The 14,024-nt window shown below is 65.4% G+C and carries 17 protein-coding genes; 11 read left to right on the top strand and 6 right to left on the bottom strand.

Annotated features, from left to right (window positions below; genetic code table 11):
- Positions 1-10 precede the first annotated feature (10 nt).
- Positions 11-205, bottom strand: a complete 195-nt coding sequence (locus LZ536_RS06445; protein WP_249847536.1) for a DUF4349 domain-containing protein — start codon at positions 203-205, stop codon at positions 11-13.
- Between the two features lie 26 nt (positions 206-231).
- Positions 232-1,107, bottom strand: coding sequence for a hypothetical protein (locus LZ536_RS06440; protein WP_249847534.1), 876 nt, complete (start codon positions 1,105-1,107; stop codon positions 232-234).
- A 66-nt stretch (positions 1,108-1,173) separates the two neighbouring features.
- Between LZ536_RS06440 and LZ536_RS06435 the strand changes: the two genes are divergently transcribed.
- The 3 genes from LZ536_RS06435 (at position 1,174) to LZ536_RS06425 (ending at position 4,292) form a co-directional block, all read left to right on the top strand.
- Entirely contained in the window at positions 1,174-1,566 is a 393-nt protein-coding gene (locus LZ536_RS06435) for a hypothetical protein (protein WP_249847532.1), read from the top strand.
- 78 nt (positions 1,567-1,644) lie between these two features.
- Positions 1,645-3,999: a hybrid sensor histidine kinase/response regulator gene (locus tag LZ536_RS06430; RefSeq protein ID WP_249847531.1), complete on the top strand. Its 2,355-nt coding sequence runs from the start codon at positions 1,645-1,647 to the stop codon at positions 3,997-3,999.
- A gap of 14 nt (positions 4,000-4,013) precedes the next feature.
- Positions 4,014-4,292, top strand: a complete 279-nt coding sequence (locus LZ536_RS06425; protein WP_249847529.1) for an EF-hand domain-containing protein — start codon at positions 4,014-4,016, stop codon at positions 4,290-4,292.
- Positions 4,293-4,313: 21 nt separating this feature from the next.
- Here LZ536_RS06425 and LZ536_RS06420 read toward each other — a convergent pair whose 3' ends face one another.
- Positions 4,314-4,763 carry a hypothetical protein gene (locus LZ536_RS06420; protein ID WP_249847528.1) on the bottom strand — a complete coding sequence of 150 codons (450 nt, stop codon included), beginning with the start codon at positions 4,761-4,763 and terminating at the stop codon, positions 4,314-4,316.
- A gap of 214 nt (positions 4,764-4,977) precedes the next feature.
- Between LZ536_RS06420 and LZ536_RS06415 the strand changes: the two genes are divergently transcribed.
- Complete coding sequence (locus LZ536_RS06415) at positions 4,978-6,450, top strand: L,D-transpeptidase family protein (protein WP_249847526.1); 1,473 nt, start codon at positions 4,978-4,980, stop codon at positions 6,448-6,450.
- A 130-nt stretch (positions 6,451-6,580) separates the two neighbouring features.
- Positions 6,581-6,925: a hypothetical protein gene (locus LZ536_RS06410; RefSeq protein WP_249847524.1), complete on the top strand. Its 345-nt coding sequence runs from the start codon at positions 6,581-6,583 to the stop codon at positions 6,923-6,925.
- 114 nt (positions 6,926-7,039) lie between these two features.
- Here the strand turns inward: LZ536_RS06410 and LZ536_RS06405 are convergent, their stop codons facing one another.
- Entirely contained in the window at positions 7,040-7,639 is a 600-nt protein-coding gene (locus LZ536_RS06405; RefSeq protein ID WP_249847522.1) for a hypothetical protein, read from the bottom strand.
- A 286-nt stretch (positions 7,640-7,925) separates the two neighbouring features.
- On the opposite strand from LZ536_RS06405, the gene LZ536_RS06400 reads away from it, so the two are divergent.
- Positions 7,926-8,195, top strand: coding sequence for a hypothetical protein (locus LZ536_RS06400; RefSeq protein WP_249847520.1), 270 nt, complete (start codon positions 7,926-7,928; stop codon positions 8,193-8,195).
- Here LZ536_RS06400 and LZ536_RS06395 read toward each other — a convergent pair.
- Positions 8,192-9,883: a DEAD/DEAH box helicase gene (locus LZ536_RS06395; RefSeq protein ID WP_249847519.1), complete on the bottom strand. Its 1,692-nt coding sequence runs from the start codon at positions 9,881-9,883 to the stop codon at positions 8,192-8,194. The two genes, LZ536_RS06400 and LZ536_RS06395, sit on opposite strands and share 4 nt — an antisense overlap.
- 105 nt (positions 9,884-9,988) lie before the next feature.
- Between LZ536_RS06395 and LZ536_RS06390 the strand changes: the two genes are divergently transcribed.
- From LZ536_RS06390 to LZ536_RS06375, 4 genes are all read left to right on the top strand, one after another.
- Positions 9,989-10,519: a dihydrofolate reductase family protein gene (locus LZ536_RS06390; protein WP_249847517.1), complete on the top strand. Its 531-nt coding sequence runs from the start codon at positions 9,989-9,991 to the stop codon at positions 10,517-10,519.
- 53 nt (positions 10,520-10,572) lie between these two features.
- On the top strand, positions 10,573-11,058 hold the full coding sequence (locus tag LZ536_RS06385) for an SRPBCC domain-containing protein (RefSeq protein ID WP_249847514.1): 486 nt from the start codon (positions 10,573-10,575) through the stop codon (positions 11,056-11,058).
- 146 nt (positions 11,059-11,204) lie between these two features.
- Entirely contained in the window at positions 11,205-11,741 is a 537-nt protein-coding gene (locus tag LZ536_RS06380; RefSeq protein WP_249847513.1) for a GAF domain-containing protein, read from the top strand.
- 81 nt (positions 11,742-11,822) lie between these two features.
- Positions 11,823-11,966 (top strand): hypothetical protein, encoded by a 144-nt coding sequence (locus LZ536_RS06375; RefSeq protein ID WP_249847511.1) that lies wholly within the window; start codon positions 11,823-11,825, stop codon positions 11,964-11,966.
- Positions 11,967-12,042: 76 nt separating this feature from the next.
- On the opposite strand, the gene LZ536_RS06370 is transcribed toward LZ536_RS06375, so the two are convergent.
- Complete coding sequence (locus tag LZ536_RS06370) at positions 12,043-13,350, bottom strand: M20/M25/M40 family metallo-hydrolase (RefSeq protein ID WP_249847509.1); 1,308 nt, start codon at positions 13,348-13,350, stop codon at positions 12,043-12,045.
- 116 nt (positions 13,351-13,466) lie between these two features.
- On the opposite strand from LZ536_RS06370, the gene LZ536_RS06365 reads away from it, so the two are divergent.
- Entirely contained in the window at positions 13,467-14,009 is a 543-nt protein-coding gene (locus LZ536_RS06365; RefSeq protein ID WP_249847507.1) for a glycoside hydrolase family 108 protein, read from the top strand.
- The last annotated feature ends 15 nt before the right edge of the window (positions 14,010-14,024 follow it).

Below are 14,024 nucleotides of genomic sequence, written 5' to 3'. Positions count from 1 at the left end.
GGAACAAGGATTATTCGGAGTCCGTAGCCGGATCGTCGCCCGAAGACCCGAACAGCCGGTCGGCAATCCAGAAAAATGCGATCAAACCGAGGGCAATGATTGCCAGCCATTTGAGGATGATCAGCGCTCCGGCGATCACGACGAGCCAGAAGAAAACCTTTGCGATTCCGTTCCAAAACGAGGTGGGGATTCTGCGCTTGGCCATAGTGACTCGTTAGACGGTCCCCTGATCTAGTCAAAGTCTTCGGGATGCGCCTCCCTTGCCGCCGCAATCGCCGCGAACATCGCGTCGGTTTCCGGGTCGCCGGTTAGCAGCCGCTGTCCGCTGAAGGCTGCACGCAGCGGGGCCAGTGCGTCCTCGCCGCCGGTCAAATCCGGCAGCATTCCGCCGTCCACCGTCAGGATCATGTCCGCGCTGGTCATGCGCGGCATGCCTTGCGGGTTGCGGTCGGGGTCGGGGCAGGGCTCGTCGTCCTGCGGCTCCATGCGCCCGGCTTTCTCCCAATCCGTGGGGCCGACGAGCAATTCCCAGGCCAGCCGCTTGCGGGGGCACTCCGCGATCCGCGCGAGGTAGAGGCGGCGGGCGGCGAGCAGCTTGCGGCGGATGTTCATCCTGGCCTCGAGATATTCGAGGCGGTCTTCGTCGTCGAACTCGGGGTCGTAGCCTGGTGGGAAGGATTCGGGGTGGCGTGAACGCCCTTCGACAAGCTCAGGACGAACGGAGAGGGAGGCGAGTTCGGCTTCGCGCTGCTGGGCGAGGTCGGTGAGGTTGTGGTGGATGCGGTGGGTTTCGCGTTCGCGGGCGAGCTCCAGCGCGGCGTCCCAGGCGGCGGCGAAGCTCTTGCCGGCGCGGTTGGTGCGGAGCTGCTCGGCGCCGTATGCGTGCTTGCCGATGGCGCGCGCGGCCTGGCGCGGGGAGCCGGTGATGGCGAGGGCGGCGATGAAGGCGCGCTGGTGCTCGTCCTTCCAGCCGTTGACGTGGGCGCGGCGCTGCACCGGCGTGAAGTCGAGGATGTCGGGGATGGCGGAGAAAGCCTCGTCGCCGGCCATGCCGGTGGCGCGGCACTGATCGCAGATGACGGGGATTTGCTGGTTGGGATTTTCCATCCGCGAGGGTGGAGCAAATCAAATCCTATAAGTGAAGCGCGCAAATTGGAGTAAGGGGGCGGGGCGATGAAAGCCTTCGCTTTTGCCCTGGTGCTTTGCGGCCTGACGTCCGCAGCCCAGGCGCAGAACAATTTTCCGGGTGGACCCAGGAGCAGTTCGACGCAGGCCAATGGCGGTGGGGTTATGCCCAACCAAGGCTTCCAAATTCCGTTCTTCTATCCCGACCGCGAGGTGGTGCATGTCATCGAGCGAGAGGTCGTGCATGAGGTGCAGGTGCCCGCGCCGCTGCCCGAGCCGCCACCGCCGCCGCGCAAGCCCTGGGCGCTCGGGGCGACCTACGCCTCCCTGCCGGGCGGATGCATGAAGATGGTGGAGGCGGGCGGGGCCTATTTCTACTGCGGCGGGGATTGGTACCGGCAGGTGGGCGCGGGACAGTTTAAGGCGGTCAGGGAACCTTAGGGCGCCAAAGCATTTCGGCACCGGAATGCTGTACATCTCTTTTCTTGTCCGGCGCGAGATAGGGCGTAGCCTTCGCTGATGGCGGAGCGTGCGGGCAGCGATTCGACGGGTAGCGGGGCAGCCCCGGCGCCCGCGGCCGCGTGGGATTTCCAGGCGGTGCTCGCCATCGCCGACGCCTTGCCGATGCCGATTGCGTATCTGGATGCGGGGCGGCGCTATCGCTTCGTCAACAGGGCGCTGGCGGAGTTCTTCGAGCGGCCGCGCTCGGAGATCCTCGGTGCGACCATGGAAGAGCTTGTCGGGCCGGAGGTTTATGCAATCCGCAAGCCGATGCTGGCCGCGGCCTATGGCGGCGAGCGGCAGTTCTTCGTCGCGGAATATGAGCACCCGACGCGCGGGCCGCTGTCGATCCAGGCCGAATATATTCCGCAACATGCCGCCGACGGATCGGTCGCCGGCATCGTCGCTTTGGTCACGGACGTCACCGAGCAGAAGCTGGCCGAAAAGGCGCTGCGCGAGAGCGAGGAGCGCTTCCGCCGCATCGCCAATTCGGCGCCGGCGATGATGTGGGTGACGCGGCTCGACCGCACCCGCGACTTCGTCAACGACGCTTACATGGAGTTCACGGGGCTGAGCCGCGAGGAGGCGCAAGCGCTCGACTGGCGGACGCGGATCCACCCCGACGATGTCGATCGCATCGTCCGCGAGAGCATCGCCGGGGAAGCTTCGCAGCGGATGTTCACGCTGGAGGGGCGGTACCAGAGGTTCGATGGGGAGTGGCGGTGGCTCAGGAGCGTGTCGCAGCCGCGCTTCGGGCCGGAGGGGGAGCTGGTCGGGTTCATCGGGGTGGCGAGCGACGTGACGCTGGCGAAGGAGGCGGAGCTCAACCTCATGGCGCTGGTCGAAAGCCAAGCCGGCGAGCTGGCGGTCAGCGAGCAAAGGTTCCGGGCGATCTTCGACACGGTGCTGGAGGTGATCGTCCTCCTCGACCCCGAGGGCACGGTGCTGGAATTGAACCACAAGTCGGCGGTGTGGCGCGATCCCGAACCGCGCAAGGCGATCGGCAAGAAGATCTGGGATTCGCCGACCCTCATCGCCTATCCGCAACACGTCCCGACGATGAAGCGCGGCATCAAGGCGGCGGCGAAGGGCGAGCTGTTCAACGAGGAAGTGAAGATGGAGCGCGAGGGGGTGGCGACCGCCTTCCTCGACGTCGCCGTCCAGCCGATCCGCGATCCGGCGGGGAAGGTCGTCTACCTCCTGTTCGAAGCGCGTGACGTGACCGAGCTCAAGGCGGCGCAGGAGCAGCTGCGGCAGAGCCAGAAGATGGAGGCGCTGGGGCAGCTGACGGGGGGTATCGCCCACGACTTCAACAATCTGCTGACCGTGGTGGTCGGCGGGCTCGACCTCATCGAGAAGAATGTGAAGGAGGAAAGGCTCAAGCGCTACGCGGCCAATGCGCTGACGGCGGCGGAACGGGGGGCGCGGCTGACGGCGCAGCTGCTGGCGTTCAGCCGGGTGCAGAGGCTGGAGGTCAAGCCGACCCATGTCGCGGTGCTGATCGATGCGATGCGGCCGTTGCTCAGGAACGTGCTCGGCCCGACGATCGAGAAAAAGTTCGACCTCGACGAGGCGATGATCCCGGTGATGGCGGACCCGACGCAGCTGGAGCTGGCGGTGCTGAACCTCGCGATCAACGCTCGCGACGCCATGCCGGACGGCGGCGTGCTGAGCTTCACCACCGCCAAGGTCGATGTCGAGGGCGACCCCGAACTGGCGGACGGCGATTATATCGAGCTTGCGGTCTCGGACACCGGCGAGGGCATGGGCGAGGACGTCATCGCCCGCGCCTTCGAGCCCTTCTTCACCACCAAGGAAGTCGGCAAGGGGACCGGGCTCGGCCTGTCGATGGTCTATGGCGTCGCCCGGCAATCGGGCGGCACGGCGCGGATCGAGAGCCGGCCGGGCGAGGGGACGACCGTCCGGCTGTACTTCCGCCGCGCGGAGGAGAGTGCCGAGGAGGTGGCCGAAGCTGCTACCGTCGCCAAGGGCCGTCGTCGCAAGGCATCGGTCCTTGTCGTGGACGATGACCCGGACGTCCGCGAGTTCATCGCCGCTAGCCTGGCCGACTTCGGCTATGCGGTGCGCGAGGCGGTGGATGGGGTGGAGGGGCTGAAGGCGTTTGAGGAGAAAAGGCCCGACCTCGTCATCCTCGATTATGCAATGCCCGGCATGAACGGCAGCGAGGTGGCGTCGCGGATGCTGCGCGAGGTGCCGGGCCAGCCGATCCTGTTCGTTTCCGGCTATAACGAGACGGAGGCGATCCGCGCGGCGGCGCCGGACGCGCAGCTGCTCGCCAAGCCTTTCCGCCCGGACGCGCTGGACGCCGCGGTGCGAGATTGCCTGGAGAAGGGAAAGAATGGCGGCCCTTAAGCGTTTGGGGCGGCATGATTGGCTTCATCATCGGACTGGCTGCACAGGCGACTTTGGCGTCGGCGCCGGTGAACCCGAACGCGAATGAACTGTTCGACCGCGATCCGGAGCTGAAGGCCTGGGCGCTAAGGCTGTTCGACACCAACCATGACGGCTGGCTGACCCTGTTCGAGGCGCAGCCGGCGCTGGCGGCGTTCAAGGAAATCGCCGACGCCGACAAGGACGGCCGGGTGACGACCTTTGAGTATCGGCGGGCCAAGGATTTCGTAACGGCGCGCTGGGCCATCAAATAGCCCCGCGCACCGCCCGAAAAGCTATTTCAGCACACCCCTGTTCGCCATGGCGCGGGCATAAAGGAACAGGCCGAGCGCGATGGCAATGATGATGAACGGCATCAGCTTGTTCACCATCGTGTCTTCCATGCCGGGCAGCGGTTCCGCGCCGCCCATGATCTGGTAGCCAAGGCCAAGCAAAGCCCCGATCAGGGAAAGGCCCTGCGCCGGAACGGCCCAGCGGCTGCGGAAAAGCAGCAGCAACGCGGCAGCAAGGCCCATCCAGACCCCAAGGCCCCAACCGAAGGCAACCCAGATCGGGAAACCGTCGACCCAGTTCAGCACTGCCTGCGGATCGACGCCGGGCATCATGCTGGCGATGTAATCCGTGTTGCGCATGCGGGTCATCGTATAGTCGTAGCAGCCGAAGGCGCCCCAAAGGGCCGCCAGCCCGCCGACGATCCACAAATGGACCGGGGTCCGTTCTCTCACAGCGTTTTGCAACTTGCCCCTCCCCCAAGAGGCCAGGGCCGAAGACGCCCCGGCACGGACGGAGGGAATGCCTTTCCGTCCGGCCTGTCAAGTTTCGGCGGCGGAACGCTGTCGGGCCTTCGCTTGTTAGGCCAATGCACAGAGGAGTTTGCGTACATTGAAGTATCGAGCGTTGCTGGTCGCCTGTTCCGTCATTTCCCTGAGCGGATGCGGCATGATTTCCAATCAGGATGCCGCTGCGCAGACCGCGCAAGAGTGGAGCGATGCGGCGAGCGTCAGCCCGGAAGCGCTGAAGGCCGCGGTCAAGGATGAGGATCTCCGCCGCTTCTACGAGGCGCGGCAGTGGGCAGCGGCCTGGGACAAGGACCATGCGGCGCAGCTCACGGCGGCGCTGTCGCAGGCGCAAAAACACGCGCTGGAGCATATCGCCTTCCTGCCCAAGACGGCGCCCGCGGATGCGACGGCGCGCGAAATCGCGCTGACCAGCGCCGCGCTCAATTATGCCAAGGCCCTGTCGCACGGCGTCGTGAACCCGAAGAAATTGTGGGCGATCTATACCCTGCCGGTGCCGGATCTGGATTTGGCCGGTGGCCTCAATACGGCCGTGCAGCGGGGCAAGGTGGGCGAGTGGCTGGAATCCCTGGCCCCGCAAACGCAAGAATATAAGGCGCTGTCGGCGGCCTATGTCGACCAGTTGAAGAACCTGTCGGCGGCACCGGCAATCGGCGGCGGCGATACGATCAAGGTCGGCCAGTCCGACCCGCGCGTGCCGGCCCTGGTCGCGGCGCTGCAGGCCAATGGCTATCTGCCGGACAAATTGCCGAAGTCCGAAAAGCCGCAGCTCTACACACAGGCGATCGCCAATGCGGTGAAGGGGCTGCAGGCCAATTACGGGATCAAGGACGACGGCGTTGTCGGGCCGGAAACGCTGCAGGTGCTGAACACCGGCCCGGCGGACCGCGCACGGCAACTGGCGGTGAATCTGGAGCGGCGGCGCTGGCTGGACCGCAACCCGCCGGGGACCAGGATCGACGTCAATACGGCCGGGACGTTCCTGGAATATTGGCGGGACGGCAGCTTGCGCGACAAGCGCCGCGTCGTCGTCGGCCAGCCGGAATGGGAGACGCCGCAATTGCTGTCGCCAATCGTCCAGCTGGTCGCCAACCCGACCTGGAACGTGCCCAAGTCGATCGAGGAAAAGGAGCTGGCGCCCAAGGGCGAGGCCTATCTCGCCGAGAACCATATCGTCCGGAAGAACGGCCGGCTGGTGCAGGAATCTGGGCCTGACAATTCGCTCGGCCTCGTCAAGTTCGACATGAAGAACGACCACGCAATCTACCTCCACGACACGCCGGCCAAGGCTTTGTTCGGAGCGAATGAACGCCACCGCAGCCACGGCTGCATCCGCGTCGACGACGCAGTCGGCTTCGCGGAAATGCTGGCGGGAGACGACGGCGTGCTGCCCAAGTTCCAGGAAGCGGAGACGGGCGAAGACGAGAGCTTCGTGACCATGAAGACGCCGGTGCCGGTGCGCCTGCTCTACCACACTGCCTTCCTCGACGATGGCGGCACGCTCAGGCTGCAGGCAGACGCCTATGGCTGGGACGACGATGTCGCCAACGCCCTGCAATTACCGCAACGGACGCGGCGCGTGCTGCGGTCGAAGGGCGGGGATATCGGGCCTTAGGATGGTCGGGCTAGAGGCCAGAATGGGTCGAAGGCGGATTCTCGGACCCTATTAAATTTCCGTTCGTTCTTGGCGAGCTTTGGGCGATGGCTTCCTTGTTCGTCCGTCCGAAGCGGAGAGGAGTTCCCACATGCGTACTTTGTTGATGGTTTCACTAGCAGTCGGATCCGCGTTCTCGGGCCCAGCATTTGCGGCCGGAAAGGCTTATGGACACGATCCCAAGGTCTGCCTTGTAACTTTCGTGTCGGAAGAAGCTGCCGCCAGCCAGGCCGATGCGGGCGTTGCAAAGGCCCAATATCTGCCCCTGTCGATTGCGATGCGCCTCGAAATGCGTTCGGACAGCATCAGCGACATCTACACGTACGGCGACAGCGGCTACACCGGCGCGGGCGTGGATTATCACTATGCCGGCGATACGACCGAGGCGACCTGCGAGTATCTGGCCGGCATCAACGCCAGCGAGGACGACGACTAATCTCGAATCCCTGCCTATGGCGGTGAGCCCCTCGGCTTGCCGCCGTAGCCTGCCTCCTGATCGGTCAACCGCTTGCTGCTTCGGCTAACGTCCGCAATGGGTCGAAAGCGGACTCTACCAGATTCCCTGCCGGTGAAGATATTCGAGTGGGATGAAGGACAAGTGGATCGCGATTAGAAGTCCCAATGCCGCCAACACGACTGCGTGTTTCCGCGCGAAGATCGCCAGCAGCAGCGAACCCAGTTGCAACACAACCACGACCGAGTTGACGGCCATCTCGCTCGCCGTGGCTTTCCAGACCAAATAGTCCGGCAACATGACGGGGATGTTTGCCGCCAGAATGCAGCCCAGGACCTGCCGCCGGTGCAGCCAGAACCACGCGTCGACGTCGGGCCAGTCGCGCGGCTTGTCCGGAAAGATCATGGAAGCGGCGAAATAATAGAAGCTGCAGAGGATGAGGCCGAGGGTCATCGTGTCATAGCCGACCGGAATCATCGGGCTGTAGACCCAGAGCGTCCCCCACATCAGCAGGACGTTGAGCATGATGTAGGCCCCCAGCATCGGCGTCAGCCAGCCTATGTGGATGTCGGCCTTGACGCCGGGCCCGCTGGGCAAGCGGGCACGAAGCGTTCGCATCAACCCGCTCAGGACCTCAACAAGGATGAAGCCGAGCAACAGCGTGAACAGATTGAGCAGCCATTCGATCGCACTCATGCTGATCCCCCCTGCCGAAGCATCTCATTCGCGGGGGCTATCGGCAATGGGTGGAATGCGGGCGCCAAGCTGCTAGAATGGCGGCGGCCCACGGAGGACGCGGATGATCCAGTCAATCGCAACAGTCGCAATCATTCTCGGATTCATCCTGTGCATAGCCACGGCGCTGATCCTTGCCTTCAAGTCCAAGTCCGAGCAGCCTGACGCCTAGTCGCCAATGTCCTGAGCGGATCGCGGCGGCCTGTCAGGCCTTTGCGCCGCCCGAGCCTTTTCCCGGCCGACGCCCATGAACTTCGACGACCTCCTGCAGCGCTATTTCGGCACCACGGACCTCAGTCAGGTTTCCGCGGCCGTGCAGCAGTCCGGCATCGACAAGATGCGCGTCGATTTCGGGCTGGAGCGCGATCGCGCCCGGCGCTTCGCCTTGTGGTCGGTGCTATACATGCTGGGGCAGGCGCCCGACCTCGATGTCGCCTTCAAGGACGAAGCGGAGCGGGAAGCGGCGCGAAACCTGATGGATTTGCTGGCGGCGTCCGGAGGCGAATACCGGGCCTAGTTCCGGCGGCCGGCCTTCTTTCCCTGCCATTTCGGCTTGTGCCGCGGATTCGCCATTGGGGCGCGGCGGGGCCGGGCTTCCGCCTCGGCCGAGCGCGGCGGCGCCTGCTCGATCACCATGCCTTCGTCCTCCGGCGCGATGACGGCGCGGCGCAGCGCCTTGATGAAGCCGGGCGTCGCCCGCTGCGTGACCTCGAAATAGCTTTCGTTCGCGGCGATACGGATCGCGCCGATGTCGTTGCGGCCGATGTGGCCGTAGCGGCAGATGACCGGCAGCAGCCAGCGCGGGTCGGCATTGTGGCGGCGGCCGGCGTTGATGACGAACCATGTCGAGCCTTCGAACCCGGCGCGCGGGCCGGGCTCGCCGCGATCCTGGCCGCCGCCCGAGCTTAGAATGTCCTCCGGTGCCGGGAGGTCGGTGCGGAGCGTGCGGACCAAAGCATTGGCGATGGTTTCGGGTGGCAGCTCAGCCATCAATTGTTCGGCAAGCTGGCGGTCATTGTCGTCGACCTCGACCGGCGCCGAGAGCATTTCGAGCAAGCGTTCGCGGTCCCGGTCCCGGATCTGCTCCGGCATCGGCGGGTCGATCCATTCGACGTTGATGCGGGCATTGCGCAGCATCGTCTCGACATTGCGGCGGCGGCGGAAGGGCACGATCAGCACGGCAATGCCCTTGCGGCCGGCGCGGCCGGTGCGGCCCGAACGGTGCTGCAGCGCCTCGGCGTCGCGGGGCAGTTCGACATGGATGACGAGCGAGACGGAGGGCAGGTCGATGCCACGGGCAGCGACGTCGGTGGCGACGCAGACGCGGGCGCGCTTGTCGCGGAGGCTCTGCAGCGCGTTGTTACGCTCGCTCTGGCTGTGCTCGCCCGACAGCGCCACCGCCTGGAAGCCGCGCTCGGTCAGGCTGGCGTGCAGGCGGCGCACGGCGTCGCGGGTGGCGCAGAACAGGATGGCGGTCTCCGCCTCGTGCAGCCGCAGCAGGTTGACGACGACATGCTCGATATCGGGCGGCGAGACGGCGACAGCCTGGTAGGCGATGTCGGCATGGGCCTCGCGCTCGCCAATGGTCTCGATGCGCAGCGCGTCCTTTTGGTAGCGCCGTGCAAGCGCGACGATCGGTCGCGGCATGGTGGCGGAGAATAGGAGGGTGCGCCGCTCAGCCGGAGTCGCGTCGAGGATTTCCTCAAGCTCCTCGCGGAAGCCCATGTCCAGCATCTCGTCCGCCTCATCGAGGACCACCGCTCGAAGCGCGGAGAGGTCGAGCGCGCCGCGTTCGAGATGGTCGCGCAGGCGGCCGGGTGTGCCGACGACGATATGGGCGCCGCTTTGCAGCGCCCGGCGCTCCTTCATCGGGTCCATGCCGCCGACGCAGGTGACGACGCGAGCCGAGGCGGAGGCGTAGAGCCACTCAAGCTCCTTGCTGACCTGAATGGCGAGCTCGCGGGTCGGGGCGATGACCAGCGCCAGCGGCTCACGGGTCCAGGGCGCCTTGTCGCCCTCCAGGACTTGGCCGGCGATCGCGAGGCCAAAGGCGACGGTCTTGCCCGAGCCGGTCTTGGCGGAGACGATGAGGTCGCGGCCGTGCGCTTGCTCCTCGATGACGGCCGACTGGACGGATGTGAGCGTGTCATAGCCGCGAACGGCCAGCGCGTCCGCGAGCGCGGCGTGAATTCCGGATTGTTGCATGGGTGGAGCGCCTACTCGCATTCGCCGCCCAAAGGTAGGGACTATGGGTAGATCGTCCGCACAGGCCCAAGCTATGCTGAAAACCTGGACCCTGGGGATCGGCGCATGGCGAAGCTCGTCTTTGGAATGAACCAGTCGCTGGACGGCTATGTCGACCATATGGCGTTCGGGCCGGGGCCGGTGCTCTTCCGTCATTTCATCGAGCAGGCGCGCGAACAGGCGGGGAGCGTCTATGGCCGCGTCCTCTACGAAATCATGCGCTATTGGGACGAGGACCGTCCCGAGTGGGGCGAGCCGGAGCGGGAATTCGCCGAGGCCTGGCGGCGGCAACCCAAATGGGTGGTGTCGCGCACGCTGAGATCGGTCGGGCCGAACGCGACGCTCGTGGGGCGCGACCTTGGCGCGGCGATGCGGCGGCTGAAGTCCGAGGTGGAAGGCGAGATCGAGGTCGGCGGGCCGGTGCTGGCGCGCAGCCTGACGGACCTCGACCTGATCGACGAATACCGGATCTATCTGCACCCGGTCGTGCTCGGCCGCGGGAACCCCTATTTCCACGGGCCGCGGCCGCGGCTTCGTTTCGTGGATAGCGAGCGGATCGACGAGGATGTCATCCGGCTGACCTACGTGCCGGCCTGATTGCGTGGCTCCGCGATGGATGGCGCGCGTTTGAACGGCTGAGGAGAATTGCCATGGAGCTGAAATTCCGTGTGGCCGCGCGCATCGCCAGGCCGGTGCATGAGGTGTTCGAAGCGGTCGCCGATCCCGACCAATTGTCACATTACTTCACGACCGGCGGCGCCAAAGGGCGGCTGGAGACAGGCGCGACGGTGATGTGGGATTTCCACGATTTCCCCGGCGCCTTCCCGGTCGAGGTGGTCGAGGTCGTGCCGGACGAGACGATCATCCTCAAATGGCAGGCCAATGAAGGCGAGCCGCCGAACGTCGAGGGTGGCGAGATGACGGGCAGCGATTACAAGACGACGGTGACGATGAAATTCTCCCCCCTCGACGATGGCGCGCGGACCATGGTCGAGATCGCCGAGGAAGGCTGGCGCGAGAATGAGGGCGCGCTCAAGGCGAGCTACGGCAATTGCATGGGCTGGAGCCAGATGCTGTGCGCGCTCAAAATGTGGGTCGAGCATCGCATCAACCTGCGTGACGGGATGTACGTCTAGAGGGCCTATCTAAAGGTCGATGCAGATGCAGTTGGTTGGCGTCGTTGCCGCACCCGTGATACTTACCCGGCATCGTCCGCCCTTTGGCCGGCCCGCGAACGACAGAGAGACGAAGGTGCTCCCAGCCGAGAGAGGGCAGTACAGTCATGACCGTAGTCATCACCTCGGTCCGGGATAGGGTGGTTCAGCAAATCGCGGATAGAACAGAGCCGGGAGAAATCCTGGAGGATCTGTGCATTTCGTTCGAGGGGCATTCGCCCGGCACCCGAGCCGGAGTGACCATTCTCGATCGTCACCTGCACACATTCGAACATGCAATATTTCCCTCGCTTTCACCTGAATACGCGAAGGCTCTCCAAGGGATCGCCGTCGCGGACAAGCCGGGGTCCTGTGCGCTTGCGGTTTATGAGGGCCGAACCGTCGTCAGCACTGACGTGGCGGCGGATTCCCGCTTCACATCCGCCTGGAAGGACCTGGGACTCACGCATGGACTTGAGGCGTTGGTGTCCATCCCCGCAAAGCACTCTAACGGGACAGCCCTTGGAACCTTTGTCGTCGCCTATCCGCCGAAATCGGGCCTTAACCGGAGCGACCTGACGACCGCCGATGCGTTCGCTGAGCTTTGCGGGCTTGTGCTGAATTATCGCCGCAGCCGTGTGGACCAAGAGGTTCACGCGACCTAAGGACCCGTAACGAAAGGCACGCGTCTGCCATCCGTTCGTTCGAGGCCTGTGAATAGAGGCCCCATCATAGCTATAGGTTTATTGACCCAGAGCGACCTGGACATCCTTGGCCAGGAGTTCAGGCGATACTTCCCGGTCAATGATGACCCATGCTTCATCGATCTCGTGGCAGCGATCGACGAGGCCGATAAAGCGCTTGCGGCCGAGGAACGTGAAGAACAGTAGTCGGCTCGGGGTTGCCGCATTTTCCCGCCGAACCGAGAAATCGGCATTCTCGCAGCTTTGGCGTCGATTCCGGACTCTAGCGTTTCTCCGCTGACAGCCGGCTCATCAGGATCGCGGCGCGCTTGGCCTGGCGCCAGATCGATGGGATGTTGACCTTTTCGCCGGGCGCATGGTCGCCGGCGCTGTCGGGGCCGAGGCCGGCGAGGCCGTCGGTGTCGGCGGCGACGAAGCTGATGTCGCCGGCGCCGCGCTTGACCGGGTCGAGCTCGCCCATCGGTTCCAGCCCCATGTCGCGGTTGACGGTGTTGAGCCGGGCAAGGATGGCGCGGTTGCCGGCGGTGGGCGCCATCGGCGGATAGCCGTCGGTGTCGAAGGTGATGGTCGCGGTCGCGCCGGGCAGCGAGCGGGCGACGATGGCGCGCATCTTCGCCTGCGTGCGGTCGATCTGCTCCTGGCTGATGGCGCGGAGGTCGCCGCGCGCGACTGCAGAGGCGGCGATGACGTTGGTCTTGCCCGTCGCCTGCAGCCGGATGCGGCCCGCGTCGAGATCGGCGCTGGCGCCGCCGCCGATCAGGCCGACGTTGAAGGTCAATTTGTCCTCCGGAAGCTCGCGGCGGAAAGTGTCGATGATCCGCGACAGTTCGTAGATGGCCCCGGCGCCTGCGCCCGGCGTGAAGATGCCGGACGAGTGGCCGCTCTTCGCCTTGACGGTGACGGTCCAGCCGCCGGCGCTGCGGCGGGCGGTCGATCCCCAGTCCTTGCCGCCATCGACGACCAGGCCTTCATAATCGAGCGCCACGTCGGCCCATTTGCCCTCGGCGATCAGGTCGCGGCGGGCGATGGTGATCGGGTCGCCGGCGTCTTCCTCGTCGCCGGTGAGGACGACGCTGATGTCGGCGTTCTTCAATGTGCCGGCGGCCTGCATGGCGCGCAGGGCCGCGATCATGACGGCCATGCCGCCCTTGTCGTCGCCGGAGCCGGGGCCTTCCGCCCAGTCGCCCTGGCGCGTCCATTTCTGGAAGGGCGAGTCCGGTTCGAACACAGTGTCGAGGTGGCCGATAAGGAGCAGGCGCTTGCCGGCGCCATTGCCCTTGTGACGGGCGACGATGTGGCCGGCGCGGCCGGTGGCGCGCATGTCGACCCACTGCACGTCGAAACCGAGCGGCTCCAGTTCGGCGCGGAGCATGTCGCGGACCCTGGTGACGCCCTCGATATTGAGCGAGCCGCTGTTCTGGTTGACCCATTTCTCCAGCATGGCGAGCGTGCGCGCCTGCTCGGCATCGACGATGGCGGTCATCTTGCGTTCCTGCGGAGACAAGGCCGCAGAGGCGGGAACGGCGGCGAGCAGCGACAGGCTGGCGAAAGCGGTGAGGGTGCGGAGCATGGTGGCAGCTTAGCGCCAGAGCATGAGGGTGCAACCGCGCACGCGGGATAATTTCTCTGTCCTACAGATAACCTATACGGTTATTTCATCGCGACTCGGTAAACCGGAGGACGTGGATGACGGTCGACACATTGATTGACGAACTGATTGAGCGGGAGGGCGGGTACGTCCATCATCCCGCCGACAAGGGCGGGCCGACGAAGTTCGGGATTACCGAGGCGGTGGCGCGGGCGCATGGCTATACCGGCGTCATGACGTCATTGCCGCGCGAGGAAGCTGCGGCGATCTACCGTCGGCTTTACTGGCTGCGGCCGAGGCTGGATGCGGTCGCCGAACGGTCGGAGCGCCTGGCGGCGGAGCTGTTCGACACCGGCGTCAATATGGGCCCGGCGGTCGCCCTCACCTTCCTGCAGCGGACGCTGACGGCGCTGAACCGCAACGGCCAGGATTATCCGGACCTGGTGCCGGACGGGCGGATCGGTCCGGCGACGCTCGCGGCGCTCGATGCCTTCCTCGCCAGCCGCGGAGCCAAGGGTGAAACCGTTCTGCTGCGCGCGATCGAGGCGCTGCAGGGCGAGCGCTACCTGCGCCTCGCCGAGCGCCGGCCGGCCAATGAGGCCTTTCTCTATGGCTGGCTAGCAAACCGGATAGGTTCGTGATGGAGAGCAGGACGA

Source organism: Sphingomonas alba, from assembly GCF_023516555.1.
In the GTDB taxonomy this organism is placed as follows: Bacteria; Pseudomonadota; Alphaproteobacteria; order Sphingomonadales; family Sphingomonadaceae; genus Sphingomicrobium; species Sphingomicrobium album.
This window is presented reverse-complemented; position numbering and strand designations above follow the sequence as displayed.